This window comes from Alitiscatomonas aceti (genome assembly GCF_025567195.1).
In the GTDB taxonomy this organism is placed as follows: Bacteria; Bacillota; Clostridia; order Lachnospirales; family Lachnospiraceae; genus Alitiscatomonas; species Alitiscatomonas aceti.
The window spans coordinates 1-25,988 of the sequence record NZ_JAOQJF010000039.1; the positions used below are offsets into that span (position 1 = coordinate 1).

Here is a 25,988-nt window from a genome sequence, read left to right on the forward strand (position 1 = left end):
CGATAATTAAGCGACAGAGATACTACCAATCTCTGGAACAGGCTGCATAGGCAGTGATATCTTTGAGATAAATGTGTCAACCAATATTGACAATATCAAAACAAATGTTGGATAGGGGCACTGGAACAAAATCTCAGCAAGCACTAAAGCTGCAGCAGGAACAAAGGAAACAGCAGCGTAAGTCTAAAAGCCGGGAAGACAAATTGGCAGAAGAGAAAAAAATGTTTGATTTAAAACAAAAAAAGAAAAAAGAGAAACATCGAGGGCATTAAGAATGTAATGTATTCTTACACAAAATTTGGTTTGAGGTAAACGATGGCATCAAGTAAAAATTATTTACAATTTGTTTTAGAGCAGCTGTCCGAGTTGGATGAAATTACATATCGGACTATGATGGGAGAATTTATTATTTATTATCGTGGCAAGATCGTAGGAGGCATTTATGATGACAGACTGCTTGTAAAACCCACAAAGTCAGCAATTGCCTATATGACAGATCCGGTATATGAAGTACCTTATGAGGGAGCAAAAGAGATGCTGCTGGTAGAGGAGGTTGATCAGAAAGAATTTTTGACAGGACTGTTCCACGCGATGTATGATGAACTGCCGCTGCCCAAACCCAAAAAGAAAAAATAGGTATTGCGAAGGGAAAACAAATAAATGGACAAGGCAATTTTGTATATACATGGTAAAGGTGGAAATCCGAAAGAGGCAGAGTATTATAAAGTGCTCTTTGAAGAATATGATGTAATTGGTTTTGACTATTCCTCACAGTTACCTTGGGAAGCGAAAAAAGAGTTCCCCAGATTGTTTGATAACCTATGCGGAACATATGAAACAGTAACAGTGATTGCGAACAGCATTGGTGCTTTCTTTGCTATGAGTGCTTTGGCAGACAGCAAAATAGAGAAGGCATACTTTATTTCTCCGGTTGTAGATATGGAAAGATTGATTCGGAATATGATGCAGTGGGCGAATGTGACCGAAGATGATTTGCAGAAACAGAAAGAAATCCCGACATCCTTTGGGGAAACACTTTCCTGGGCTTATCTTTGTTATGTGAGGGAGCATCCTGTTACCTGGACTGTTCCAACGCACATTCTGTATGGAGAAAAGGATAACTTGACATCGTATGAAACAATAGCTGAGTTTGCAGATAGAATCGGATCAACACTTACAGTTATGGAAAACGGGGAGCACTGGTTTCATACGAAAGAGCAGATGGACTTTCTTTCTGACTGGATTAAGCAATGTACATGATATGTTCAAATGTTGAAACTATGTAACGGAAGAAGATGTGATAAAAAGTAAAAGGAGCCATGGTGTGTGATAAGCCATAGGTTCCTTTTTGCTTTCTAAAAAGGAGTAACATGGCAAAACTTATTTTTACTTCCCGATATTTAAAAGATGCAAAACCATCTCAGAAAGAAAATTATGTCCATTACATTGGAACGCGGAAAGGGGTAGAGAAAATTGATACAAGTAAAAAGCACCTCCCAGCAACGGTGAGTCAAAAGAAGTTAGTGCATCAGCTCCTGCAGGATTTTCCGGCGACAAAAGAAATGCTGGAGTATGAAGATTATCAAAGAAAACCAACAATCGAAAATGCCTCGGAATTTATTTCTTGTGTATTGGAACAAAATCTTGATATAGCAGCGACGCGAAAAAATTATGTGGATTATCTGGCGCATCGTCCCCGTGTAGAAAAGATTGGTGAGCATGGTCTGTTTACAGATGAGGGAGAACCGGTGGTTCTTGGACAGGTGCAGAATCAAGTGGCAGATCACAAGGGAGTTGTGTGGACCCATGTGATTTCCCTTCGGCGCGAGGATGCAGCCCGGTTAGGGTATGACAGTGCTGTTCAGTGGATGGCATTGCTGCGTTCCAAACGGGCAATGCTGTGTAAGCATATGAAAATTGACAGCGCCAATCTGAAATGGTACGCTGCATTTCATAATGAAAGCCATCATCCCCATGTTCATCTATTGGTGTACTCAGTAAAAGATGGAGAAGGGTATCTGACAAAGCAGTCGATTGAGGCCATGCGTTCTGAGCTGGCGCATGATATTTTCCGTCAGGATTTTGCAAATATTTATGAGGAACAGGCGCAGTCTCGTATGGATTTAAAGGAACGGTCGGAAGTTGTAATGAAGACATGGATAGATGAAATACGGGCGGGGACGCTTAAGAGTTCGGAAATTGAAACCAGTATGATGCAGCTTTCTAAACGGCTGCAGAATACAGGTGGGAAAAAGGTTTATGGCTACCTGAAGAGAGATGTGAAGGATCTGGTCGATCACATCGTAGACGAGTTGGAGAAAGATGACCGGGTGTCTGCCCTGTACCGGGAATGGGGGCTATGGGAGGATGAGATTGTGAAGACCTACCGAAAACAGACGGAAGAATTACCGCCTTTATCAAAACAGCCTAAATTAAAAAGTATCAAAAATATGGTGATTGCAGAAGCATTGAGGCTTGGCAGTCATCATTTTTTGTTTGAAGAGAATGAAGATGGATACTCAGAACCAAAGGACGATTTTTTTATACAAGAACCAGATCCGGTAGCAGAGCTGACAGGGGAACTAGATTCGGACTATGCGGTGGAGGAACTCAAGCAAGAGCTTTTTCCTAATGGCAGAAAAGAAAAATCCAGTTCCAACTGGTGGACAGATGGATATATACAGGCTAGGAATTATTTGTATGGCAGCGATTCTACATTGCAGGATTTTGAAAAGGCATATCAGAAGTTCCTTCAGGAAGCAGAGCAGGGGAATGGGTTTGCCATGCACGACCTTGGTCGAATGTTTGCGGATGGCTTGGGACGGGATGCGGATGTGGGGCTGGCACAGAAATGGTATGAGAAAGCATTGGAAGCATTTCTTGTAAGAGAAGAATCCGTAAAGAAAAAGGAGAAACCATATCTGCAATATCGTATTGGGAAAATGTATGCTTCTGGTTTGGGAGCAGAACAAAATTATGAAAAGGCGGCACACTGGTTTTCTCAGGCGGCTGCAATGGATCATAAGTATGCCCAGTATTCTCTGGCTGGGCTTTACCGGCGGGGCCGGGGGGTGGAGCAAAATGATATACGGGCGTTTTCTCTATATATGAGTTCAGCAGAGCAGGGGAATCCTTATGCCAGCCTGGAACTGGCGAAGATGTATAGGGATGGTTTTGGTACAGAGCCGGATTTACAGCAGGCAGAGTGGAGATTTCAGAATGCGTATTCCGGTTTTGTGGTTCTGGAAGAAAAAAGTCATGATGATAAACTCCAGTACCGGATTGGTCAGATGCTTCATACTGGAACGGGAACCAGCAAAGATGATGAGGGGGCGGCCAGGTATTGGGAAAAGTCTGCAAAGTTGGGGAATATCAATGCTCAGTATGCACTTGGAACACTCTTGCTGGAAACGGGAAGTGGAGACAGCGGCCAGGCAGTGGAATGGCTTACAAAAGCAGCAAATGCAGAGCACTCAGCCGCCCAGTATGTGTTGGGGAAATTATACCAGGATGGTGTGTATTTTAATAAAGATATGGATCAGGCCATGAAATGGTTCCGCTCTGCAGCGGAACTTGGAAATGAATATGCTGCATATCGGATGGGATGTTTGTTGCTTTTGGGGGAGGAAATACCGAAGGATGTGGAAGCGGCTGTGAAGTGGCTCAGCCTGTCAGCGGAAAAAGGAAATCTGTATGCGCAGTATCGGCTTGGAATGTTATATCTCAAGGGGGAAGAGTTTTCTCCTCAAGTGGAAGTGGCAATGAAATGGCTTCAACAGGCAGCGGAGCAGAAAAATGAATGGGCCTTTTATCAGTTAGGGAAGTTATATCTTTCAGGAGAACATGTAACGAAAAATGTGGAAACAGCAGTACATTACCTAGGACTATGTGCGGAAAAAGGAAACCAGTATGCTCAGTATGTATTGGGAAAGTTATATCTCTGTGGCAGAGATGTTTCCCGTGATCGGGAAAAGGCAGTGGAATATCTGACAGCATCGGCAGAACAAGGAAATTTGTATGCCAGTTTTTTACTGGAACATCTGGATGCATATCAGGATCCGTCCTTGTTTCTGGCAGCAACCAGGCTGCTTCATCATCTGGAAAAGCTGTTTTGCGAAGAAGTACAGAGACCGATGGAAATGAAGCGGTATCAGATTGACCGGAAACGACGCAGGAAACTGTCAGAGAAAAAGCAGGCTCAAGGACATCATAGGGATGACCCGGAGCCGGCACAAGGTATTTATTGACGAAGGAGGATGGCATGGGAGAATTTGTTTATTTTACGGAAGAACAGAAACAGAGGGCCAATGCGGTGGATCTGGAAGATTTTCTTTCCAGGCAGGGGGAAAAGTTGCTTCGTTCTGGAAGAGAAAAGCGCCTGGCCAGTGATCACAGCATTACAGTGAGGGGAAATCGATGGTATGATCACGCGACAGAAAAGGGAGGCTGTGCCATTGACTTTGTGCGGATGTTTTATAACCAGAGCTTTCCGGATGCAGTTACAATGCTGCTTGGCGGAGAACAGGGAGTTGCATACCGGGAAAGCGTGAATCAGCAACCAGAACCGAAAAAGCCATTCGTACTTCCAGAGGCGAACCAGACCATGTACCGTGCTTTTGCGTATCTGATAAAGACAAGGTGTGTGGATCCTAAAGTAGTATCTGTATTTGCAGGAAAACACATGATCTATGAAGATGTCAAATATCATAATGTTGTGTTTGTGGGTTTTGATTCAGATGGAATTCCACGCCATGCACATAAAAGGGGAACCTGTCAGAAGGGACAACCATTTAAGGGGAATGTAGAAGGATGTGATCCAAGGTACAGTTTTCGTTGGGTTGGGAAGAGTAATACCGTGTATGTATTTGAGGCGCCGATTGATATGCTGTCTTTTATTTCCATGTATCAAAAGGGGTGGATGGATCATAGTTATGTGGCACTCTGTGGGGTGGCAGAACATGCGTTGATGCAGCTTTTGAATGATGCACCGCATATCTCCCAAATTGCTTTATGTCTGGATCATGATAAGGCGGGAATCCAGGCAAAGGAACGGATAAAGAAAAACCTGTCTGAGCGGGGATACCATATGGTATTCTCGCTTTTTTCAAATCTTAAGGATTGGAATGAGGATCTTCAAGAACTGAAGAAGCCACCGCCGGAATATATGAACAGACAGCAGACAGTTATACAGATGATGTGAGAGGAGGGGAGTAGGATACAGGGAGTCATTATATTTATTTGTATAGGTTTGGGGATGTTCGCTGTAATCGGCAGTCTGGTAATGATATCAAATCATTATACCTTAAACGGAATTAAATCGAGAACGGTAGGAGACGGGCAGTATGGAACTGCACGGTTTGCAACGGAAAAGGAAATACGGGAAACGTATGCACATGTACCATATGAACCGGAACAATGGAGAGCAGGAAAGCATCTACCAAAAGAGCAGGGGCTGGTAGTTGGATGCAAAAAGAAAGGAAATTCCATCACAGCACTGGTAGACAGTGGAGATATTCACTGTCTCATGATCGGGGCAGCAGGAGTGGGTAAGACGGCAAACTTCTTATACCCCAATATCGAATATGCCTGTGCTTCTGGAATGAGTTTCCTCACCACAGACACGAAGGGCGATCTGTTTCGTAATTATGCAGGTATAGCCAAGGAATATTATGGCTATCGGATTTCCATTCTGGATTTACGAAATCCCACCCGTTCTGATGGCAACAATATCCTGACACTGGTTAATAAATACATGGATGAGTATTTAAAGAATCCTGAAAATCTGGCAGCAAAGGCAAGAGCAGAGAAGTATGCGAAAATTACAGCTAAAACCATCATCTGCTCTGAAGGGGCTTCTGCCAGCAGTTATGGACAAAATGCTTTTTTCTATGATGCAGCAGAAGGTTTGCTGACTTCTGTGATTCTGTTGATTGCAGAGTATTGCCCGCCAGAGAAACGCCATATCATTTCTGTGTTCAAGCTGATTCAGGATCTTCTGGCGCCATCCCCCGTGAAGAACCGGAGCCTGTTCCAGTTACTTATGGATAAGTTGCCACCTACTCACAAGGCGAAGTGGTTTGCAGGAGCAGCTTTAAATTCTGCGGATCAGGCAATGGCCTCTGTGCTATCCACAACCATGTCCAGATTGAATGCGTTTCTGGATTCTGAAATGGAACAGATCCTGTGCTTTGAGAGTACCTTGGACACGGAAACATTCTGTAGGGAAAAGTCAGCAATTTTTATTGTGCTGCCGGAAGAAGATAACACGAAGTATTTTATGGTATCCCTGTTTTTACAGCAGCTTTACCGGGAAATGTTGACGATTGCAGATGAACATGGAGGAAAGCTGCCCAACAGAGTCATGATGTTTGCGGATGAAATTGGAACCATACCAAAAATTGAATCCATGGAGATGATGTTTTCCGCAGGCCGTTCCAGACGGATCAGCATGGTTCCTATCATTCAGAGCTTTGCGCAGTTGGAAAAGAATTATGGAAAAGAAGGTTCCAGTATTATCATCGATAACTGCCAGGATATTTTGTTTGGAGGTTTTGCACCAAACTCAGAGAGCGCAGAAATCTTATCAAAAGCATTGGGAAACAGAACAGTGTTGTCTGGTTCTATATCCAGAGGAAAAAATGACCCCAGCCAGAGCCTGCAGATGATGAGCAGACCATTAATGGCGCCGGAGGAGTTAAAGACCTTGCCAAAAGGGAATTTCATTCTTGCTAAGACAGGGGTATGCCCTATGAAAACAAGACTTCCTTTGTTTTTAAAATGGGGTATCCGGTTTGAGGAGGTTTATGAAGTCCCGGAACAGGCAGCAAGAGAAGTTGTATATGCTGACCGATTGGAATTGGAGGAGGAAATAGTAAGGCGGTCTGATTTTGATGAGGAAGACTTATGGAGGGGATCTGTTGAAAGCGGAAAGTTGGAGGAGGCTTCTTTTTTAGGAGGAAAGGCTCGTGGAGAGACAGCGAAGGAAAAACAGCATAAGGCAGCTACTCGAAGACCACCTCTTAGAACCGATTAGCAGAGAGGAGAACAGATGGCTTATTTTTCTAAAATTTATTCTTCAGATCTGCCTCATCGGGCTAAAGCTGTGTATATGTATTTGAAAGACCGGAGTAATACAGACGGACAATGCTATCCTGCGATTGGTACTATCGCAAAGGAATTAAACCTATCACGGAGAACTGTAGAGCGGGCGATTCAGGATCTGGTAAAGGCTGGGCTTATAAAAAAGGAACAGAGGTGGCGTGAAAACGGAGGAAAAAGCAGTCTTTTGTATACGCTGATAGACAGCAGCTAGAAGATACGCCACCAAGGGATCAGTTTGTTTTCTTGGTGGCATATGGGATATGGCAATATGACATATGAAGAGAAGGTATCACTTGAAGAAATATAATAATCAGAGAAAAAATTAGGCAGTTATCTATAAAAAAAGAAGGTGAGTGTGAGGTTAATGCGTATCAATTTTTGGTGAATATAAAACAACTTAGGGTAAGAAAAATATTCCCGAATAAAACAATATGTGGTATAATAAAAAGCAATGCTATGTGAACAAAAAATCCTTTCCTGTTATCTTAACACACTCTGTAAAGCAAACAAAGTGCGTAAGTTTTGAAATTGGTTTTCTCAACTTACACACTTTATTTTACACCCTCTATTTCAGAGGTATTTTTTCCTCCTATTTTATTCCATACATAAATTTTGTATGTTAGACTGGAATAAACAATAGTACCACCATCTTCTAATACCTGTTTGTTCCATGGGAAAAATAAAAACCAGGAAATAATAATTGAGATCACAGCTGTAAATATTATAAGATGTAACTTTTTCATACTAAATACCCTTATCTAGAGACGAAACAATCTCATATTTCTACATTTTATCAAATTCTGCATTGGATACACCTCCTCGTATCTGTATCTTATCATTTCTTAGGTTATAATACAATAAAAATCCTGGAAATGCAGTCAAGGTAAGGGTTCCAGCCTTGACTGACATTTCTGGGATTTGATATGATTTGAAGAGTAGGTTAACGGGACTTACACAGATTCTATTACACTCTGTATACAGGTTTGCTCCAGTTTTGTACAGGTACGGACTATCTACCGTTTACATATATATAATACTAATGGTTATCATACCACATCCTGTGTCAGACAAGAAAACTCTTGAAATTGCCAATTAGTTCTTGTTTGTATACTGGAAAAGTGACTTGATGTCCGTCCAGAATTGTTTATCCTCTATAAGCGTTTTCTGTCTTGAAATTTTCTACTATCCGATATCCGGAATCAGGAACGGTAGTATCATACTGGTTTAGGTGTACGCCGTCATCATCTACCCAATAGTAGGTGCTGTTGACTTCGGATTTGATATAGCATTCCACGAACAGGTAGCCATCCGCTCCAAAACAGTAGTCTTTCCCTGCAATAGTCTTCCAAGCACTTACCGAATAGGAATAGCCTTTCTCCACATACCACCAGCGATTGTTGTCGTTATAGTCTTTTACCCAGCCCTGAATGTATTTACCGCTAATCCAGCCATCAGTGATATGGAACCACGGATCCTCATCAATCAGAACACGTCCGGTTGCCTGAATACGAGCACCAGTATTCAATGTTTTTACTACAGCGCCGGTTATAGGACTTGTCCGAACATTGACATTAACGCCCTGAACAGTTAACTGCGCACTGACAGGGATTTCATCAATAGGTTCAAACCCGGAATAAGAGGGTCTTGCAAATGTCACGATTGTATATCCAGTATCATTGCTACGACGAGTGTTTCTGAGCACACCACCTCCATCGGCAATATTACCGCCTGTATTTCCTTCGATTGTCTCGTAGCTTCCATCACTATTCCTGCTGATTACTAATCCCACATGATTTACACGCCTGTCGCTGCTGGCGGTAGAAGTTTTGATTAGAATAAAATCACCAGCTTGTCCGGTTGAAAATAGTCTTCCGTTATTGTAGGTATTATAAACTGTTTCCGTAGAAGCTGTTTTTAAGCCGTCACAGAAAATATTGGAAGCACCACATAGTCTAAATACATCCCATAAATAGGTCACACACCAAGGGTATGCATCGTCTTTATTTGGCTTTCCGTTCTCCACTTCATGGCCATAATAATGGGTATTAAATTGGACATTATTGCTTCCGGCCGGTTTTTCGGTGATGCCCTCAAACTCTAATGCTTTGTTAATGATTGTATCAATTATTGACATGTTTTGTTCTCCTTTCAATACTGATTTTTTTGTTATAACCGGTTATGCCTGTTAATAAGGGGGAACTGGTTGAATTGTAAACAAATAGAATTGTGTTTTTAAATTTTATAATACTAATAGTTGCCCTTCTACAACAAAAGTTATTTTTTTTTAAGAAAAATGACACTCTTTTGACACTTTGTTTTGAAGGAAGAAATGCTATACTAAAATAAAGACAAGAAAGCAGCTGGTAAAGCTCACAGCAGGCAAGAACAAACAGAATGGCGGGATTACGGTGCTGAATTAGATCATACCGCCTCTCGTGAGGGAACTGGCAGTCATAATCGGGCGGAGATTAACCACCATGCAGAAAGAACCCGCTGGCTGGAGGGAAAAAAATCGTCACGAACCGTAGGAAGTGTATGGCTCAGAAGTTTATAGAAGGCTGGTTGATATTTAAGGAAGGGGAATATTGGATATGATGAGATTAAAAAGCTTTAAAAGGACAGAGTTTATTATCGTAGTCTTTGTTTTATGTACTGTTAATGTAGGCTGTTCACATATTGACAGGCAAGAGAAAGAACAGAATATAACAAAGATTGAGCAGGAGGAAATCGTTGTCAGCCTGCCGATTCCCTCTACTGAAGATATAGAAATTTCAGAAAAAGACGATACTGGCACACAAAAACAGATAGAAATAGAAAAAATCAAACAATATGCGGAAAAAAATGCAGAAAATGATCGGAACGCCATTTTAGAGGCACTTGGCAATGTAGAGGCAGATAACCATTGTGATAAAGCGATTCTGTACATAAAAGATAGTTACCCTAATTATTTTTCCAACGATGCGCTGATTAAAGAAAGCATAGAATATGGGCATTATCTGGTATCTGTTTATCAAGATTCTGAAGGTACAGATAATGGACGAGGACGTTATTTCGAAATGGGAAAAATTGTTTCTGAAGTAGCGCAAGATATATATCTAGGAAAAAGAACGTTAATAGACGATACTGTTATAGAAAAAATGCGGAATCTGGAGAGTCTGCTTCAACAGATGTATGATCAGTATTACGGAGGATATAAGGGAGAGGTGAGTCAGCCTGACGAGAAAATATTGATTTCTAATCACCCCATTTTAAACAAAACACCTTTTTTTGCAGCTAACCTTAGCGATGTATTAACCTCATCCTATGAAGAATATTCTTCGGTGGAGACGGAAGATGGATATTGGGATTTTTTTGAAGAAGCAGGGATTATTTATGCCACAGGAGAGCCAGAAAAAGAAACAGATTTTTCCTCAAGACGGATTAGAGGTGTGGTTCTTACAACGCCTCAATATGAATTCTGTTGTGGACTAAAGGTTGGGATAAATGTTCAAGACCTAATGGAAATGGATTTAATCTTTAATGAAAGTTCATTGGAAAACATACCAAATTATTCATTTCTAACATTTTTAAAAGAAAAGTTTGACTGTGATGAGGTATATATTGCTACGGAAGCTTTGTCTTATGATGCAACGTATTCAAATCTCATTTATCGATTCTTGGCATTTGCTAAAAATGATAAAGTAATTGCAGTGTCTGTTGATGATACACTGAGTACTTTACAGGAGTAAGTTCTAAATCGGATGATATTTCGAGGATACTGAATACTGCAAACCGTTATTTTCTGCGGCCAACAAGGCCATATTTTGTGGGCAATCTGCAAATACGGCCCCTATCACTGCTGGCTGGATTAGCGGTAAATGCGTTTAGGGTTGGATAAAAGATTACAATAACAACCACTGGCGGTAAGAATTGTTAATATGTATATAACATACAAATGTCTCTGTTTTGTCACTAGAGAAAAGAGGTAATACAGAGTATAATAATTTTTAATACACAAATTCAGGCAAAGACGAGAAGGACGCTATGATAAGAAAAGTAAATAAACTTTTGGTAATTGTAATAATTGCAGTGGCAAGCATCATTGAAGTTGGTTGTATCCAAAGTAAAAACGATAATTTCAAAACAGGTGGCAGTGAACAATCTATGGAAAGCACAGTAGACGAAGGTGAAATATCTATCACAAATAAAAGTGACACAATTTCTACCGGAGGGGAGGAAGGAATCGAGCAAGAAGAAGTTGTTGAATCAGAAACGGAGGGGGAAAAGCAAAAGAGAGAAAGCATCGCAATAGAAACAGCACCAGTGACTAGAGATGATACTATTTTATATGGAAGTATCGAAACCATAGACGGTTTTCAGATGGTTGACGGTACTGATGTCCCGGTACAGGTATCATTTAATGTTATGAATGTTCAGGTAGGAGAATCGGCATATAAAACACTTATCTCAGGTAATGCAGAAATTCCGAAGGCGGAGAATGGCATGGAGTATGTTGTAGTAACTCTGAATGTTACCTATGATAGCGGAACGTCAGACAATCTTTATATTATGGAAGATCATGCTTCTTTAGATTCAGCAAAGATGTACTTCGCACTTTCTAATGGGGATAGCAATGCAGAGCAGTTCACAAAGTATCTCAGCGATAATATTTATAATTTAACTGTCGAAAAGGGAAAAAGTGCTCAGGGGTCAGTTGCATTTCTGCGTAAGATTGGCAGCAATGAGCCATTATATTTTGTAGGATATGGAAAAACCATTAAGTTTGATATTGCAACGTCTGATAGGAGTAAATCATCAATGGATACTTCGTTCGCTGAAACAGTGGTTGAATAATCGATAGATACTCTTGTAGCCGAAAAGCAAGTGGCAATAGACCAATAAAAAAACAGGCAGAAGATTATGCAGAGAAGGACCGCTATAACATTATAGAAGTTCTCGGCGATGCGGAATCTGATGAGTGTTGGAGTGTAGCAAACCAATTTATTCAAGACCGATATCCTGATTATTTTTCTAGTAAGGAGTGTCTTTATTTATTCCATCTAGCACAACAGGTTAATTTAACTGAATGAGGAGGCATTTATGAGGAAAGTTGGAAAAGTTTTAATTTGTTTATCAGTATGTGTATTGGGAGCCGCTTGTGCGCGAACTGAAAACATAGAAACGATAGAGGAAAGCTCAGTTATGGTTCCTGCGTCTATGCCGATGTCAGAAATAATTGCACAGGAGTATGCTATTACACAGGAAGAGACAGATTCAAAAGAAAACGAAGAGCCTGTGACAATAATATCATCTGTAGAAGCAGAAAGTGTAAACGAACAGTCAGAGCATCAGGACAACATTGATATGAAAATGGAAATAGGAGTATCAGATATACTTATACCGGAAATCCCCTATCTTGCTGAAACTCCATTTATGGTTGCGGATATTGAACATGTCTTAGTCTATGATTCTGAATTGGAAAAAATTGAAGGTTATGAAGGTGCAAATGGTCATTATAATTATTGGAAAGGGGAGGGGATTGAATATGTAACTCATTCTTCCCAAAAGAATCTTGCGGGAATTGTTATAAATAATAGCGATTATTCATTAGCAAGTGGTATTCGAGTAGGAATGACAGAATTAGAACTGATCCAGACAGGTTATCCGTTTGAAAAATGTAAAAGTGAAATTGATAATGGAATAGGAATGATAATATTTGGTAGTGGTTTGTTGAGAGATAAAAAAGGTCCGCTTAATATGACAGACTATGATTATATATATGCCTATGTTGGAAGCGCATCTGCAGATGAAATTAAAAATTACGGTATAGATAGAACGTCTTGTTATAGTATTGTTTTGTTGATGAAGGATGATGTAATAGACGAAGTGATTTTAGATTTGCCTACTGCCGGATAAAAACATAGTTTACAATTCACGATAATTCTCCTTATTAATAGGTGTAAGCGCTTATAAATAAAATAAAGGAGAGATAGAATATGAGTTTTACAACTACGTTGAACAGTAAATGCCAAGAATATACCAATATGGTGATTGGAGGAACCAGGATTCAGCTACCGTATCATTGGGGAGGAAAAAACCTTCCATCTGTAATTAAGGCAAATTTAACAGCTACCGGAAAATCTGGGGCAGATCTTCAGGCGTGGGCGACTGCCAACCCTGCTAAGGCAGGAGTTGATTGCTCTGGACTTGTCTACTATGCCATTAATGAGGCATCCAATGGTGCTGTTAGATCCTATTTTGAAAACGCACTACCTGGTGAAGATAGTTTGACCTATGCTTACGGTATTAGTGCTGCGACGCTTACTAATACAGCATATGGAAAAAGGATTACCAAGGCGAAGGATATGACACCGGGGTGTCTAATGCGATCTGATAATGGAGGTCATGTTCTTGTTATTACTGGGGTTACGGAAACGCGAATTGACTATACACATTCAAATCGTTCTAAGGGACCGCATACCGGATATATTACAATCGGAAACCCGAACGAAGATCTTGATGCAGCTGCACAGACTTGGCATGACATCGCTTATACAGATGCGACTGCGAAAAGTTTGTATGATTATACAATCTTATTAGAGTGTTTTGCTACAGTTGAACCGGTTGAGGAAATTCCCGTTAGTGCAAACTTGACGATTCAGGGGACTAATGTGAATGTAAGAACAAGCCCAAGTACCAGTGCCGGTATTGTGAAAACATTGAATACAGGAGCTGCTATTCAGGCTAATGGGCGTGTAATGATCAGTGGGGATCCCTGGTTCCATATTGCTGATGGCTGGGTCAGCGGGAACTATGTCCAGGGATGGGTAAAGGATTACAATGACAACAACAGATGGTGGTATGTGGAAAAAAGTTACACGTATCCGAAGAGCGAATGGAAAACTATTGCCGGGAAAGATTATTGTTTCGGTCCGGATAGCTATCTGTTCGTGGAGTGTTACATTAAGTCTGAAGTCAATAATACCTATTATTGGGTAGATGATGATGGTGTATACCTGAATCAGTATGATACCACCACACCTGACCGCAGCTATCGAGTTGTAGAGAATTACAAAACGGAAAATGCTTATCAGGGTTAAAGGTATATAGGATAACAGGAATCTGAATGATTTATAAAGAATTGCCGTCAGTTCAAAAGAGCTGGCGGTAATTCTATGTATGTAGCTATGGACAAAATGCTTTTTTCTACGATGAAAGACTTCTGACTCTGATTTATCGTAAGCGCTCAATAAAATAATAGCTATCTTTTCACAAGGTATTCCTCTATAGTTGAAGTAAAATACTCCAACTTCAACTTTTCGATTTAATCCGGCCTCTTTGCTGTATCATGTCAGACCATGGCATCAGCTCTTCTATAGCTTCGGGCTCATTTTTGTAGTCCGGCATATAGAGCAGTACAGTCTCCAGATATGCGTAGATGTTTAGATTGTTGAGTTTCGCAGTTTCTACTAAACTGTAAATGATGGAACTGGCCCGGGCACCTTTTACAGTATCATGAAACAGGAAATTTTTCCTTCCTACGGCATAGGGGCGGGCGATATTTTCTGCGATATTGTTCGATATGGAGCACCGGCCATCCAACAGATAATTCTCCATATAGGGCTTCTGGTTTTTCGCATAGGTCACCGCCTTGGCCAGACGGCTCCCGCCAGCTGGATCCACTGTTTCAAGCCATGACCAATAAGCCTCCCATATGGCAGGCTCCGTCTCAAGATGCTTGGCTTTCCGGGTATCGGCATCCAGCCCCGCATACTCCTTTTCCAGTTCGAATAACTGGTTGCAATAACCGAAACCGATTTCCGCCGGAGTCCTATCCGGGGATTTCTTTGGTTTCCCGGGAAGTGCGTCATGCCAGTACCGTCTTATATGGGCAAGGTAGCCGCAGCGGATGACATCTTTCAGCTTATTATAATTGGAAAAGCCATCGCAGGAAAGGTATCCGGAAAACCCTTTCAGGAATTTTCCGCATGATATCCGCCCCGGCTGGGCTGGTAATCATACAGACGGATCGGCGGCAGCCCGTCATTTCCGGAGCCATACAGCTATATATAGGACTTGGACTGTGCCGTTTTCCCTTCCTCCTTCAGTACCTGGCAGGGTATTTCATCTGCATGGATGATATCCCTCTCCAGCAGATGCTGGTGCAGCTGTTCATACACCGGCTCCATATAATCTATGCTGCATTTGATGACCCAGTTAGCCAGTGTCGCCCTGGGAAGCTTCACTCCAGTCTGTCTCCTGGCGGTAAAGCGGGACGTTGTTCACATATTTCTGGTACATCACGTAAGCAACCGTGGACGGGGATGCGAGGCTGTGCCTGAGCAGGAGGCTTGGTGTTTCAGCCCCGACGATAACGGAAGCGCCGTCTTTCTTGCATTCCGGACAGCCAAGGACTTCCTGGACATACCGGATTCGTTCTGCTTTTGCAGGGATGATCCGCAGTTCTTCACGGACAACCTTTTTCTCGATGACTTCCATCGGGGTGTTGCAGTAAGGACAGTTCCTGTCCTCATCTGCTACCGTGCAGGGAACTTCGATTACAGGCAGCCCTGCAAGGATTTCTTCCCTGGTGGCCCTGGGTTTCTTTGCCTTACGGTTATAATCGCCAACAACCTCCTCCAGGGCTGGTTCCGGGACAGAAGGATCCGCAGTAGCTTCCGCCTCATTGAACAGATCCAGTTGTCCGGGAAATTCATCTTTTTTTGCTTTTTCACTGGAAGGCTTTTTTGCGCAATGCCAGGACATGATAGTAAAATGTGCTGACCGGGATTCCATTTTCTATGCACCACTGGTGGCCGGTAAGTCCGCTGGATCTGCACTGGGTGATTAACTCCAGCCAATGATCCTCCTTTGAAGTTGTACTCATTTCATTTAACTCCTTCAATGTGAGATTTTGGAGTAATGAGGTACAACAAAAGCGGCTAACGATACAGAGAGAAATGCAGCTTTTGTAACTCTGAGAACTAGATATGAAGTGAATTACTCCAAGTATCTAAAGTATCGGACAAAATTTGCGAATCTGCTATCCGGGTGATTATAAAGCGCTTACAATGGAAACTAAACTAATATAAAAAAATCCTTTAAGTCCGGAAAATGGGACTTAAAGGATTTTGCATCAGATTATTTAATTTAAGTCAAATTCAAGTGTGTTGCCAAAGCCAATAAAGTATAAGGTTTCGTTACTATCTGCTTTATGTAAGAAAGCCACAGATCCAACACCAGAGCTTCCTTTATCTAGAGATAGGTTGTAAATGTTATCTGATAAGAGGTTGGTCAATTGTTCTGCATTACTGTCTCCATTAGAAAGATAAAAATATAATTAGTATGATGTTTTTTAAATGTGATAGTATATCTTCTATTTAATTATAAGAATCCTCCATTTCCAGAGTAATGGGTTCTGAGCCAGTTTTGGTATAGACTGTTCCTGAAAATTTAATTGTATAACTACCAGCCCCTTTTGTTGAAATAGACCCGCTTTTTCTCAGCGTGTTTGTATTGGTTGAAAGATTTTTTGAATAAATTTGGGAACTTCCCTTATATATGGTCATTTTGCCTGATATAGAGGTAACCTCTCTTATTCCAGAAACAAGGACACTATAGTTGATACCGGTGCTACTGGGATCTATTTTAATAGATGCTTCTTGGATATAAGCAAAACGTGGTGAAGCAACAGTAGTTAAATTGTGAGATACTGTGTTTTCTTGTGCCAACGTTGTAATGGTGCAAGCGGGAGTTGCAAGTAGTACAGTAGCAAGGCTTAATGAGTAAATTTTTTTGAGTTTCATAGAAAATCTCCTTTCATTTTTTATATATTTAGGCGGTTGCGAAACTCTAAAAGCCTCTAATAGCTTTTTTGAATTTTGTTTCTACCTTTTTCCTCACCAAGCCTTGAATTTTTATGTCCATTTTGCATAAAATTCCAGCTTGATAGATTCAATTCAGGCTTATTTCTATACAGAGTGCATAGATTTTAGTCAGTGAGTTTCGTAATTACCTATTTATATATTTATTAACACCAATGCTACATGTTTTTCTACAAGTCATTTTAAATTTTCTGCAATTTTTATCATTTCATTCATTCCTAAAGTTGACTTTAGTTTGAAATAGTTATTTGTAGTATCCCAAATAAGAATATTCATGAATCGATTATCTTGAGATTCAAAAAAAGTGCCTTCGACATTATTGATTTTTACATGAAGAATCGAATAATGCTCATTATCAATTAACGAAGTATACTTTTGAGTATCATAATTCAATTCAATCAAATCCCCAGAAGAGTTTTGATAAATAATATAATTGCTTATTCCATCAGCTGAAGAATCTATAATAGAAAATCCTTCTGGTATATATTCAACCTCAACGAAAGGTTTTCCTTGAGGAAGGTCAGAGGTATGGATTAAAGTGATGTATCGGTCATATATTTCTATTATAACATTTTTGCATGCAGCACGTACTTCGTTATGTTGTAGAAGAAGGGCGAAACTGAATCCCATAAAAAGAAGCATTATAGAGGCTATTTTGCGACAATACTTCATCACAGATTTGACTTTAACTTGGTAATTATAGTACCTGATTAGTCGTCGTATTTTCAAATCGTAATGTTCAGGAATATGGATTTTTTTCAATTCCTGCTCTGAAGGATAGTCCCGGTTCTCGTTTTGGCTATTTTCAATAACAGCGGCTTTTAAAAAGGATTCCCAGATTTCATCTTCAAATTCTTTATTCATCTCCCTGCCCCTTTAACTTCTCACGTAAGATTAGATTTGCGCGATAAAGCCGCATTTCTACAGTTTTTTTCTTGAGATTTAAAAATGATGCGATTTCATCATTTGAAAAGTTATTGACATATTTTAACTCCAATACAGATTTATAAATGTCGTCAAGTTTATTAATTTCTTTCGCCAACCAATGTACCTGTTCTTTGTTGATAAGATGTTCCAGGATATCTTCGGAAGCTGTTAGCAAAACCGGAATATCTTCCAGAAAAGATTCCGGTTTTCTGCTTTTACTTCGCAAATAATTGAGGCTGTAGTTGCGGGTAACTGTAATAATGTAATTTTGTGTCTTTTTAGAATCGCTTATATCAATATCATCTAAATGAGAGGCTAGTTTTATGTAAATATCATGCGATAAATCCTCTTTGGTATATTCATCGAATTTAAACCTCGTTAATGTATAATAAATAATTTTTCTGTATTTCTCATATAAAAGAAGAAATTTATCTGTATCTTCTGGTGTGTCAAATGTTAAAAAGAGGATCAACATTCTTTCTGATGCCTCTTTTCATTGTGATAGTTTAATTCGATAGCAACTACAGAATCCACGATATCCAATATTTTTTGCTGATCGGAAGCAGGCAGGTTTTTCATCTGCTCTTCAATATATTTCAATTTTTCAAAGGTGTAGTGTTTCAGCTCTTTCCCCAAAAGAATATCTACCGAGATATCAAGGGCATTAGCAAGTTTAATCAGAGTATCTAGACTAGGGGATTTTTCGCCACGCTCAATATAGGAAATGAAGATGGTGCTGCATTCAACCAGTTCTGCCAAGGCTTCCTGACTGTATCCAGCACGCTCACGGTATCGCTGGAGCTGTTTTCCAAATGATTTCTTGTCCATGGGGTAACTCCTATTTTGTTAAAGATATAATACTTTTAGTTATTTCCTTAAAGTATACAGAAATTACATTTTATATTGAAATGACCACAAATTATAGAAATAATACTAAAGGTTGTAAAACGGAAAAATTTTATGTGCCAGTTTCCATATTTTAGACAAGTTTCTTATTACTATATATCTTGAAAGGAAGGAGATGATTTAAAATGGAGGCAATTTTGACCCAGCTGATACAGTCCCAGGGGATATGGGCCGTCCTGTTTGTTTTCCTGTTGCTCTATACAATTAAGAAGAATGATAAGCTGGATGAGTTGCAGGACGCACGAGAAAAAGAGTACCGGGAACTGCTACTGGAGTTGACAGATAAATTTACCATCGTCAATGAGATAAATAGCAAGCTAGATACCTTATGTACCCAGTATTCCTCGCAGATGAAAGAGTGATTCCCAGTGAACCGCCTTTTGGCGGTTCATCTGGCAGAATCAGGTTGCCATATCTTCTTTTTAATCCGGTTCACATATTGCCTGGTATATCCGAGTTTTTCAGCAATTTCTTTGTCGTTGTATCCCGATATAAGCATACGCAAAAGCTCCTGTTCTGATGGTTGTTTATTTTTCAAGATTCTTTCCAAATCCAAAAGGGAAATACAATTATCCACTTCATAATCATGGAGATAATCACGACCATCAAAGTCCTCTAGTGAAATGCACTTTGCCTGAATAGCTTGATTTTTAACACTGGCATGATAGAGTTTTGTAAATTTATTGACGACAGATTTCTTTATGTAAGAAATACAGGCGTATTCGTTATTTAATGAGGGCATTTTACTGATTGCTTCATACAGAGCGATATTTAATTCCTGTAAGCTATCCTCATACTCCAGATAATATAGTTTTCTCGCATATGCTTTTATCAATGGAGCAAACCGCTTCTGTAATTGTTCAAAATAGTCCTCGTTTCCAGTATCTAAATATCCTCTGACAAGAGATGATATAGTATGTTCCATTTTTACTCCTTTTTTTTATAAAAAGGAATAAATGAGGAAATTAGAAACTGAAATATACAATTTTTTCTTTTTTATTATTACTATAGCGTTCTTTTTATGACTTGATAAGTGACAAAACAGTGCCACTTTTATGCTATGTGTAGAAAAATGGCAGAACTTGGTGTTTATTATAAAAAAGGAAAGGAATATTTTGAGGAAATGGTAACGGAAGTACAATTGAAAAAACTGTTATGGCAGCTGCGTGCAGAACAAATACAGGATTCTCTTTTAGAAGAGTGCTTGATTTCGAAGGAAAGTACTCATGGGATATTGCAATACAGTGACCGTTTTCAGTTCAAAATTATTGAGCAGACACTAAATATTTTAAGTCCGAATGAAAAATTTGTAATAGAAACTCACCTAATTGATCATCAAACATGGACAGAGACTACAAGGCTTTTCACCGAAAAATACGGGGAAAACTGTGAACGGTCTGAACGGACTTTAAAACGCATCCAGAGTAGGGCGTTAAAGAAAATGGTTAGTTTTATTAACCGTTCTCCATTAAAAGAATGCTTTCGTGAAACGTAAGACTTACATATGAAAGGTACCAGCAGGAGGATATTATAGCTGCCCGGTTTGTCGAAAAATTAATTGAGCAAAATAGCGTCGAGGAAAAGGATTTGTTTCCCGGCGCTTTTTTTTATGCCTTTTTGCAATGATTGTGTTGGCAGTACGTTGCAGGGAACCGCCCAGCCTTCTTTATTTTCGCAAATTTTGAAAATAAAGGAGGAAAAATTATGGCAAAGCCATATAAAATACCAGATTTTAGAAAAATGTATCCGGAAGCCAGCGAGGAAGTAATCTCTGTATTGAGAACAAGTGAAAGAAAAATGCAGTATCAGGAATATGACTTAAAAAGAGCAAGAAATATCGTAGATCCTAAAACAGGAGAGAAAATGACCATTCCTAGCAGAGAGGATTCCTATGAACGCTTGCAGGAAATGGCTGTGCAATTTCCAGAAGAAAACAGAAGTGTGGAGGATCAGATTCTGAAAAAAATAGAGTGTGAACAGTTACATAAATTCCTTTTAGAACTCTCGAAAGAAGAACAGTGGTTGATTCAGGAACTCTATTTTGAGGAACGGACGGAACGGGAGGTAGCTTCGGTACTTGGATTGTCACAGAAGGCGATAAACAAACGGAGACAGAAGATTTTAGAGAAACTGAGAAAATTATTTTAATTATTTTTCTGTTTTTGGTTCTCAAACTTCTCTGCCAGCGTGGAAAGAAGTGAAGGGGACTGATTTCTCTTTCTGTTCTTTGGCAAAAACTGTGTGAAACAGTCATATCCGGCAATACAGATACCTTAGTTGTTCAGCCCAAAAGGAAAAGCACAAAGGAAAATCCGCCACGACCACCTGCAGATAGTCAGAGTGTCTGTCAATAAGATGACATCAAAGGTGCAGAGCGAAAAAAATTTGTCCTTAAAGCAGTTTTGGCAGACTGCCTGCAATGACCTGAACAGCCTATAATGATACTTCCGTCCAGTCACAGCCCCGCAAAACGGGAACACGCAATGAGGGCGGCTCGGAGAGACCCTCGGAGGGGAACAATCCCATGACAGCCTTAAGCCATGGCTGGTCAGTGTTGCCGCCCAAAGATATCGGTTGTAACAGGAATATCAGTATTTCCGATATCTGGTTCCGGGAAGTTGTGTCGAATAGGAACTTTTGAAAATGAAGAACAAGTGATTTTTAACAGAAACTATGGCGGCAGCTTTATATTTATCCAGCGGAAAAGGAAAGATAGATCAGCTGGATAAGGCTGCCGCTATCCTTGTGTTCTAAATCACAAAATGATAAGGAGGAAGATGTATATGCGTGTCAAAGAATTTATGGAATTATATTCTGACAGCAATTTTCATTTTATGACATCGAAAGGATATTTATTTCTGAATTCTGACCAGGTAAAATCCATACTTTTGGAAGGGCAGAAAGAAGCAGCCAAGAAGGAGCTGGGAAAGGGAATCCGAGCTGATGAACTTTTGGCAGGTGAGGTCATCAGCGTAAGCTGGAAAAAGGGCATTTGCCATATGACGGCAGAATTACATAGAGATAGAGACTTTTCATAAAGAGTAGGAACATTCGTAGTCCAGAGTAGATGGAAGGAGGGGAAGTGTTACGATAAAAAAAGGAGATATATATTATGCAGACCTGATGCCGGTAATAGGCTCTGAACAGGGGGGAATCCGGCCGGTTTTGATTATTCAGAATGATGTTGGTAATTGTTACAGTCCAACCGTCATTGTGGCAGCAATTACAAGTCGGCCTAATAAGCACTGGATACCTACACATATCGAATTGGGAAATCATGTAAGAGGACTCCATAATGATTCTGTTATTTTATTGGAGCAGGTAAGGACGATTGACCGGATAAGATTAAGAGGGTATGTAGGAAGTCTGAGTGGAGCCATGATGCGTAAAGTAGATGAGGCAATTCTCGTGAGTTTTGGTGTAACAGTACAGAGAAGAACATAAAGGGTGTTTGGAAAAGGAGCAGGAGGCAGGAATGGGTCAGGGAAAACGTGCGTGGATCTATTGTGCGATTGATGCACCGGAAGATAGAAATGGTGCATTAAAAAGTCAGTTTAAACAGCTGATTGATTATGGAGAGCAGATGGGATTTGAACTGGTTGGAAGTTCCAGTGATGTGGGGACAACTCCGCTTTGGAATCGAAATGGATTTCGTCATTTTATAGAAGCGGTTCAGAAAGAACAGGTAGATGTTCTTTTGATTGTAAACCGGGGCAGGCTGTCCAGATCATCCATGCAGCTCGCAAGATTTCAGATCCTTCAGGAAAGCTATGATGTCGGTGCATATTCGCCATTGGAAGGGAAAATTGAGTTTGGCAGTTGAAAAAATAGGAGAGAAGATTTTATGAGAGCAGAAGAAAAGAATATGGTAGAACGGATCATGGACACAGAAACGATGGGATATGCCTATGAGTATCCATATGGTGGGGGAGCCAGAAAAGAATATATGTTGGCACTGACCCCGGAGAACTTGGCAAATTTTATCGGTGCGAGAGGATATGATGCTAAAAAAATAGTGATTACCGATGTGTTGGATCGCCTGATTGTGAATACCTGTATGGGGATGCTGGATGTTTGTCCGGACCAGAAATTATGTGGGAGAATTATTGAGTATTTGGCGCCGATCCAGCTGGGAGAGAAGGAGGCTGGAGAGATTTTGGCGGTGGAACGCAATGTGGCGGATGAATATTTTGCTATGGAAGATGAAGCGGTTACGATGGCAGAATGCCAGATGTTATAGAGATTGTTGAGGAGGTAGAACGATCATGATTGGGATATTGATTGTTGCGGCAGTTGGAATTATTGGATTTTTGTTAACTGCAGGTATTGCATTTGGAATAGCAGGGAGTTATCAAATCGATTGACGTTGTTTATTGATAATGCTTCGTTTGAAAAGGAAAGATTGTTACATTGTGTGATAGCTATGAGAAGAGTAACACGGTATACTGTGTATAGCGTTAGAGGAAAGGAGTAAAGTAATATGGCAAGGTATATTGTGGATTCCCAGATAGATAATCACGAAAAATATTATTTCATTCGTGAACAGGAGAGCCAAGATATAGTGTTACTGCCCTCCAAGTATCTAATGCATAAAAAAAGATCAAAATTGTCACCTAACACTATCAGAAGAAGTGCAGGAGCCATTTCATACTATCTGAATTATATAGATGAGACTGGCATTCAGTTAGATGATGTATGGGAGATGCCATATGATAAGCAGCAGGAACACTTTACAGACTATTTGATATGGTTACAGGCAGGATTGCATAGTGGAGATAGTTATAAAAAGAAACCATATAATGAGACCTGTAATGCATATTTAAAAGAGGTGTTCCGATTTTATAGATTTTCTGGACAGCAGGATGAATCTACAAAGCAATTGAAAGTCCTCTCTGATATGAGAATTATTGTACATAATTCAGTGGGAGTAAAAAGAACATTATATCGGAATACATTTCATGGATATCTACAGGAAAAAGGACATATAGGGAAGACCATAGAGCAGGATAAGATCGTGATTTTATTAAAGGCATGTGCCAATTGTCGCGATCAAATCCTGCTTTTATTATTAGCAGAAACGGGATTTCGCATCGGGGAACTTTTGGGAGTCCGGTATGCGACAGACATTGATTATGAGAGACACTTGCTGTATGTCAATTTTAGAGAAGATAATGAAAATGGAGCCAGGGCTAAGAATGCAGAATACAGAAAGGCAAAAATCAGCGATGCCACCTTTGAAATTCTGCAGTTTTATATAGAGGAATATAAAGACCTTATTTTCCAGCAGGAATACTTGATTATTAACATTTCGGGAGATTATGCAGGAAAACCGATGCAGGACTCAGGCGTCTATGCATTGATGGAACGGCTGCAGAAGAAGACTGGGATTAAAGTAACACCACATATGCTGCGGCATTATTTTGCAAATGCTCGCCGGAAGGCTGGATGGAAGCTGGAACTTATCAGTCAAGCGCTTGGGCATCGAAATATAGAAACAACGATGAGATATTTAAATATATCGGATCAGGAGTTGATGGATGTCAGTGATGAATTTTATAGAAAACATCAGTCCATTTATGAAATTGACAAATTACTTTAGGGAAGGAGGAGAAGTATGTGACTGCATTAAGATTATTGAATACGGAATCACAGGATAAAGCGGATTATCTTCACAACCAGTTGATAACAGATATAAATGTACCGAGTACATACTGGGAGTGTGCAGAGTCCTACCTAAAAGGTGTAGGGATATATGATGTTTTCCTTATAGAAGAACAGGATTTCCGTAATTACAAAATCTTTTTGCGTGAAACAGGGAACTTTACAAAGAAACAGGTATTTGAGCGAACTGGGTTCCTGCGAAATTTGAAGAAGACTCTCATCCAAGAAGAGTATAAAGAGTTGTTGGATGAAATTGAGCAGTGCAATACAGTGCAAGAACGCTTGAAAGGAAATGTCAGGAATTTCTTGATACGGCAGGGAATTCATCATGTAAAGGAAATTGATTATAGAATCAGAGAACTGTATGAAAGTGAGTTGCGCAGGACAAAAACTTCCTCTAAAAGCCTTGAATATTTGAAGACATTGGATCGGGTTAAACAGTTTGATATCCGAAAAGAAATGGAAACCCTTTCTGGAAGAAACAGAAAGCAGCTCAAGTATGAAGGGCAAGTGATTTTTCTTCCCTATATACCGGATCAGGACATAGCATCAGATTTTGATTATATCCAAGATAAAAGCGAACTGGTATGGGATTTTAGCCAAAAGGCGCCGGAAACTTTAAAAAAACAAATTTTTCAGATTTTGTACTATGCCTTGAGAAATATAAAAGACAGCAAGGATCGCAGGGTGCGCTATCTACTTCCTTTAAGGTGGATGTATGAGTTTTGCGTAGAGGAAGGAATTGATGATATCGAGCGGCTTGAACTGGAGCAAATAAAGAAATTGGAAACAATTGTAGCCAGGAAAGTTGCAAATGTGAAGAATAGTGTGCAGATTGTGGATAACAGCCGCAAAATACTATTTATGAGTGGAAAAGAAATTCACTGGTATGCAAATGTCTGGTATATGGAAAGATTCAATTTTGCACCAGAGCGTGTAAACCCAAGCAATCCTGTACAGCGACTCAGTTTTTATGAAGTGACGAATGAGAAAAACAGGAAATTGCTGCAAGAGTATATGAAATATCAAGTAGGTATCAGTGATTTGACAATAGGAAATATACGAGGCCAATTGTGTTTTATTAAAAAATTTCTAGTTTACTTTAATACATTGGAATCCATATGTGAAATTACAGAAGAACAGATAGCAGAGTATTTCAAACTCCTGCAGGAAAAGGAAATTAAAGCAGAAACAGTAAACAGACAGATATTTGATATTCACCGATTTTTTGCATACTTAAAGGTTAAAGGACATATCAAAGGGCAAATTTTTGATCAAAACTATTACAGCCAGAAAGTCTACCCATATCACCATGATCGAAGTGTTCAAGAAGATGAGTATATGGAAATATTAAAAAGGCTGAAGTTTTTTCCAGAAGTACAAAGACTTATTTTCCTAAATTTATGGGCAACAGGATTACGGATCAGTGAGGTGTGTACATTAAAAGCCTGCTAATAAAAAGTCAAGTGTTTTTTGAAGAAAATTTCAAAAATCCGATTTGATATTTTAGGGTACAACTTTTAAGCCACC

At 39.8% G+C, this 25,988-nt stretch carries 28 protein-coding genes and 2 pseudogenes; 20 read left to right on the forward strand and 10 right to left on the reverse strand.

Translation table 11 applies throughout. The annotated features are described in order from the left end of the window. Positions 1-98: 98 nt before the first annotated feature. From OCV69_RS14350 to OCV69_RS14380, 7 genes and pseudogenes are all read left to right on the forward strand, one after another. Positions 99-272 (forward strand): annotated as a pseudogene (locus tag OCV69_RS14350) (DUF2992 family protein); the annotation flags it as partial. Positions 273-315: 43 nt separating this feature from the next. Next, a complete protein-coding gene (locus tag OCV69_RS14355) occupies positions 316-636 on the forward strand; it encodes a TfoX/Sxy family protein (protein ID WP_002593794.1) in 321 nt (106 codons plus the stop codon). 24 nt (positions 637-660) lie between these two features. Continuing rightward, positions 661-1,260 (forward strand): alpha/beta hydrolase, encoded by a 600-nt coding sequence (locus tag OCV69_RS14360; protein ID WP_158359989.1) that lies wholly within the window; start codon positions 661-663, stop codon positions 1,258-1,260. Positions 1,261-1,370: 110 nt separating this feature from the next. Next, complete coding sequence (mobP3, locus tag OCV69_RS14365) at positions 1,371-4,247, forward strand: MobP3 family relaxase (protein ID WP_158359991.1); 2,877 nt, start codon at positions 1,371-1,373, stop codon at positions 4,245-4,247. 14 nt (positions 4,248-4,261) lie between these two features. Continuing rightward, positions 4,262-5,200, forward strand: a complete 939-nt coding sequence (locus OCV69_RS14370; protein ID WP_158359993.1) for a DUF3991 and toprim domain-containing protein — start codon at positions 4,262-4,264, stop codon at positions 5,198-5,200. Between the two features lie 54 nt (positions 5,201-5,254). Continuing rightward, a complete protein-coding gene (locus tag OCV69_RS14375; RefSeq protein WP_158359995.1) occupies positions 5,255-7,033 on the forward strand; it encodes a VirD4-like conjugal transfer protein, CD1115 family in 1,779 nt (592 codons plus the stop codon). A gap of 15 nt (positions 7,034-7,048) precedes the next feature. Continuing rightward, positions 7,049-7,312 carry a helix-turn-helix domain-containing protein gene (locus OCV69_RS14380; RefSeq protein ID WP_002593789.1) on the forward strand — a complete coding sequence of 88 codons (264 nt, stop codon included), beginning with the start codon at positions 7,049-7,051 and terminating at the stop codon, positions 7,310-7,312. 340 nt (positions 7,313-7,652) lie between these two features. On the opposite strand, the gene OCV69_RS14385 is transcribed toward OCV69_RS14380, so the two are convergent. Next, positions 7,653-7,844: a hypothetical protein gene (locus OCV69_RS14385; RefSeq protein WP_158359996.1), complete on the reverse strand. Its 192-nt coding sequence runs from the start codon at positions 7,842-7,844 to the stop codon at positions 7,653-7,655. 401 nt (positions 7,845-8,245) lie between these two features. Beyond that, positions 8,246-9,235, reverse strand: coding sequence for a CHAP domain-containing protein (locus tag OCV69_RS14390; protein WP_158359998.1), 990 nt, complete (start codon positions 9,233-9,235; stop codon positions 8,246-8,248). Between the two features lie 457 nt (positions 9,236-9,692). Between OCV69_RS14390 and OCV69_RS14395 the strand changes: the two genes are divergently transcribed. From OCV69_RS14395 to OCV69_RS14410, 4 genes are all read left to right on the forward strand, one after another. Further along, the gene (locus OCV69_RS14395; protein ID WP_158360000.1) at positions 9,693-10,829 is read left to right on the forward strand and encodes a hypothetical protein; all 1,137 of its coding nucleotides are present in this window, start codon (positions 9,693-9,695) and stop codon (positions 10,827-10,829) included. Between the two features lie 295 nt (positions 10,830-11,124). Then, entirely contained in the window at positions 11,125-11,934 is an 810-nt protein-coding gene (locus OCV69_RS14400) for a hypothetical protein (protein ID WP_158360002.1), read from the forward strand. A gap of 246 nt (positions 11,935-12,180) precedes the next feature. After that, complete coding sequence (locus tag OCV69_RS14405; RefSeq protein ID WP_158360004.1) at positions 12,181-12,996, forward strand: hypothetical protein; 816 nt, start codon at positions 12,181-12,183, stop codon at positions 12,994-12,996. 80 nt (positions 12,997-13,076) lie between these two features. Continuing rightward, on the forward strand, positions 13,077-14,180 hold the full coding sequence (locus OCV69_RS14410; RefSeq protein WP_262563178.1) for an SH3 domain-containing protein: 1,104 nt from the start codon (positions 13,077-13,079) through the stop codon (positions 14,178-14,180). Between the two features lie 211 nt (positions 14,181-14,391). Here the strand turns inward: OCV69_RS14410 and OCV69_RS14415 are convergent, their stop codons facing one another. From OCV69_RS14415 to OCV69_RS14450, 7 genes and pseudogenes are all read right to left on the reverse strand, one after another. Continuing rightward, positions 14,392-15,075, reverse strand: a complete 684-nt coding sequence (locus tag OCV69_RS14415; RefSeq protein ID WP_317258421.1) for an IS66 family transposase — start codon at positions 15,073-15,075, stop codon at positions 14,392-14,394. A 68-nt stretch (positions 15,076-15,143) separates the two neighbouring features. Beyond that, positions 15,144-15,876, reverse strand: a pseudogene (locus tag OCV69_RS14425) (transposase). Next, positions 15,812-15,967, reverse strand: a complete 156-nt coding sequence (gene tnpA, locus OCV69_RS14430; RefSeq protein ID WP_262563180.1) for an IS66 family insertion sequence element accessory protein TnpA — start codon at positions 15,965-15,967, stop codon at positions 15,812-15,814. The pseudogene OCV69_RS14425 and the gene tnpA overlap by 65 nt, the downstream one beginning before the upstream one ends. A 493-nt stretch (positions 15,968-16,460) precedes the next feature. After that, positions 16,461-16,886: a hypothetical protein gene (locus OCV69_RS14435; RefSeq protein ID WP_158360009.1), complete on the reverse strand. Its 426-nt coding sequence runs from the start codon at positions 16,884-16,886 to the stop codon at positions 16,461-16,463. A 255-nt stretch (positions 16,887-17,141) separates the two neighbouring features. Further along, complete coding sequence (locus OCV69_RS14440) at positions 17,142-17,828, reverse strand: DUF4367 domain-containing protein (protein WP_158360011.1); 687 nt, start codon at positions 17,826-17,828, stop codon at positions 17,142-17,144. Beyond that, positions 17,821-18,366 carry an RNA polymerase sigma factor gene (locus tag OCV69_RS14445; RefSeq protein ID WP_262563181.1) on the reverse strand — a complete coding sequence of 182 codons (546 nt, stop codon included), beginning with the start codon at positions 18,364-18,366 and terminating at the stop codon, positions 17,821-17,823. Before OCV69_RS14445 ends, OCV69_RS14440 begins: the two co-directional genes overlap by 8 nt. After that, the gene (locus OCV69_RS14450) at positions 18,360-18,719 is read right to left on the reverse strand and encodes a helix-turn-helix domain-containing protein (RefSeq protein ID WP_158360013.1); all 360 of its coding nucleotides are present in this window, start codon (positions 18,717-18,719) and stop codon (positions 18,360-18,362) included. The genes OCV69_RS14445 and OCV69_RS14450 overlap by 7 nt, the downstream gene beginning before the upstream one ends. A 203-nt stretch (positions 18,720-18,922) precedes the next feature. Here OCV69_RS14450 and OCV69_RS14455 point away from each other — a divergent pair, with 203 nt between their 5' ends. Continuing rightward, positions 18,923-19,159, forward strand: coding sequence for a BhlA/UviB family holin-like peptide (locus OCV69_RS14455; protein WP_158360014.1), 237 nt, complete (start codon positions 18,923-18,925; stop codon positions 19,157-19,159). Positions 19,160-19,185: 26 nt separating this feature from the next. On the opposite strand, the gene OCV69_RS14460 is transcribed toward OCV69_RS14455, so the two are convergent. Continuing rightward, positions 19,186-19,722, reverse strand: a complete 537-nt coding sequence (locus OCV69_RS14460; protein ID WP_158360016.1) for a sigma-70 family RNA polymerase sigma factor — start codon at positions 19,720-19,722, stop codon at positions 19,186-19,188. 147 nt (positions 19,723-19,869) lie between these two features. On the opposite strand from OCV69_RS14460, the gene OCV69_RS14465 reads away from it, so the two are divergent. From OCV69_RS14465 to OCV69_RS14500, 8 genes are all read left to right on the forward strand, one after another. Beyond that, entirely contained in the window at positions 19,870-20,292 is a 423-nt protein-coding gene (locus OCV69_RS14465) for a hypothetical protein (RefSeq protein ID WP_158360018.1), read from the forward strand. A gap of 209 nt (positions 20,293-20,501) precedes the next feature. After that, a complete protein-coding gene (locus tag OCV69_RS14470) occupies positions 20,502-20,945 on the forward strand; it encodes an RNA polymerase sigma factor (RefSeq protein ID WP_158360020.1) in 444 nt (147 codons plus the stop codon). 635 nt (positions 20,946-21,580) lie between these two features. After that, positions 21,581-21,835 carry a hypothetical protein gene (locus OCV69_RS14475; RefSeq protein WP_002593745.1) on the forward strand — a complete coding sequence of 85 codons (255 nt, stop codon included), beginning with the start codon at positions 21,581-21,583 and terminating at the stop codon, positions 21,833-21,835. Between the two features lie 52 nt (positions 21,836-21,887). Then, positions 21,888-22,241 (forward strand): type II toxin-antitoxin system PemK/MazF family toxin, encoded by a 354-nt coding sequence (locus OCV69_RS14480; RefSeq protein WP_038292372.1) that lies wholly within the window; start codon positions 21,888-21,890, stop codon positions 22,239-22,241. A 31-nt stretch (positions 22,242-22,272) separates the two neighbouring features. Continuing rightward, on the forward strand, positions 22,273-22,620 hold the full coding sequence (locus tag OCV69_RS14485; RefSeq protein WP_158360022.1) for a recombinase family protein: 348 nt from the start codon (positions 22,273-22,275) through the stop codon (positions 22,618-22,620). Between the two features lie 21 nt (positions 22,621-22,641). Continuing rightward, a complete protein-coding gene (locus OCV69_RS14490; protein WP_002593743.1) occupies positions 22,642-23,037 on the forward strand; it encodes a hypothetical protein in 396 nt (131 codons plus the stop codon). A gap of 240 nt (positions 23,038-23,277) precedes the next feature. Continuing rightward, the gene (locus tag OCV69_RS14495; RefSeq protein ID WP_118584702.1) at positions 23,278-24,396 is read left to right on the forward strand and encodes a tyrosine-type recombinase/integrase; all 1,119 of its coding nucleotides are present in this window, start codon (positions 23,278-23,280) and stop codon (positions 24,394-24,396) included. 17 nt (positions 24,397-24,413) lie between these two features. Continuing rightward, entirely contained in the window at positions 24,414-25,913 is a 1,500-nt protein-coding gene (locus OCV69_RS14500; RefSeq protein ID WP_262563183.1) for a site-specific integrase, read from the forward strand. The last annotated feature ends 75 nt before the right edge of the window (positions 25,914-25,988 follow it).

Coding starts and splice junctions, on each gene's coding strand:
- OCV69_RS14360 (WP_158359989.1), top strand. CDS start 661: ATGGACAAGGCAATTTTGTATATACATGGTAAAGGTGGAAATCCGAAA.
- OCV69_RS14400 (WP_158360002.1), top strand. CDS start 11,125: ATGATAAGAAAAGTAAATAAACTTTTGGTAATTGTAATAATTGCAGTG.
- OCV69_RS14390 (WP_158359998.1), bottom strand. CDS start 9,235: ATGTCAATAATTGATACAATCATTAACAAAGCATTAGAGTTTGAGGGC.
- OCV69_RS14410 (WP_262563178.1), top strand. CDS start 13,077: ATGAGTTTTACAACTACGTTGAACAGTAAATGCCAAGAATATACCAAT.
- OCV69_RS14485 (WP_158360022.1), top strand. CDS start 22,273: ATGGGTCAGGGAAAACGTGCGTGGATCTATTGTGCGATTGATGCACCG.
- OCV69_RS14490 (WP_002593743.1), top strand. CDS start 22,642: ATGAGAGCAGAAGAAAAGAATATGGTAGAACGGATCATGGACACAGAA.
- OCV69_RS14355 (WP_002593794.1), top strand. CDS start 316: ATGGCATCAAGTAAAAATTATTTACAATTTGTTTTAGAGCAGCTGTCC.
- OCV69_RS14440 (WP_158360011.1), bottom strand. CDS start 17,828: ATGAATAAAGAATTTGAAGATGAAATCTGGGAATCCTTTTTAAAAGCC.
- OCV69_RS14475 (WP_002593745.1), top strand. CDS start 21,581: ATGCGTGTCAAAGAATTTATGGAATTATATTCTGACAGCAATTTTCAT.
- OCV69_RS14470 (WP_158360020.1), top strand. CDS start 20,502: ATGGCAAAGCCATATAAAATACCAGATTTTAGAAAAATGTATCCGGAA.
- OCV69_RS14405 (WP_158360004.1), top strand. CDS start 12,181: ATGAGGAAAGTTGGAAAAGTTTTAATTTGTTTATCAGTATGTGTATTG.
- OCV69_RS14380 (WP_002593789.1), top strand. CDS start 7,049: ATGGCTTATTTTTCTAAAATTTATTCTTCAGATCTGCCTCATCGGGCT.
- OCV69_RS14460 (WP_158360016.1), bottom strand. CDS start 19,722: ATGGAACATACTATATCATCTCTTGTCAGAGGATATTTAGATACTGGA.
- OCV69_RS14455 (WP_158360014.1), top strand. CDS start 18,923: ATGGAGGCAATTTTGACCCAGCTGATACAGTCCCAGGGGATATGGGCC.
- OCV69_RS14445 (WP_262563181.1), bottom strand. CDS start 18,366: ATGTTGATCCTCTTTTTAACATTTGACACACCAGAAGATACAGATAAA.
- OCV69_RS14370 (WP_158359993.1), top strand. CDS start 4,262: ATGGGAGAATTTGTTTATTTTACGGAAGAACAGAAACAGAGGGCCAAT.
- OCV69_RS14395 (WP_158360000.1), top strand. CDS start 9,693: ATGATGAGATTAAAAAGCTTTAAAAGGACAGAGTTTATTATCGTAGTC.
- OCV69_RS14450 (WP_158360013.1), bottom strand. CDS start 18,719: ATGGACAAGAAATCATTTGGAAAACAGCTCCAGCGATACCGTGAGCGT.
- mobP3 (WP_158359991.1), top strand. CDS start 1,371: ATGGCAAAACTTATTTTTACTTCCCGATATTTAAAAGATGCAAAACCA.
- OCV69_RS14435 (WP_158360009.1), bottom strand. CDS start 16,886: ATGAAACTCAAAAAAATTTACTCATTAAGCCTTGCTACTGTACTACTT.
- tnpA (WP_262563180.1), bottom strand. CDS start 15,967: ATGAGTACAACTTCAAAGGAGGATCATTGGCTGGAGTTAATCACCCAG.
- OCV69_RS14495 (WP_118584702.1), top strand. CDS start 23,278: ATGGCAAGGTATATTGTGGATTCCCAGATAGATAATCACGAAAAATAT.
- OCV69_RS14465 (WP_158360018.1), top strand. CDS start 19,870: ATGGCAGAACTTGGTGTTTATTATAAAAAAGGAAAGGAATATTTTGAG.
- OCV69_RS14385 (WP_158359996.1), bottom strand. CDS start 7,844: ATGAAAAAGTTACATCTTATAATATTTACAGCTGTGATCTCAATTATT.
- OCV69_RS14375 (WP_158359995.1), top strand. CDS start 5,255: ATGTTCGCTGTAATCGGCAGTCTGGTAATGATATCAAATCATTATACC.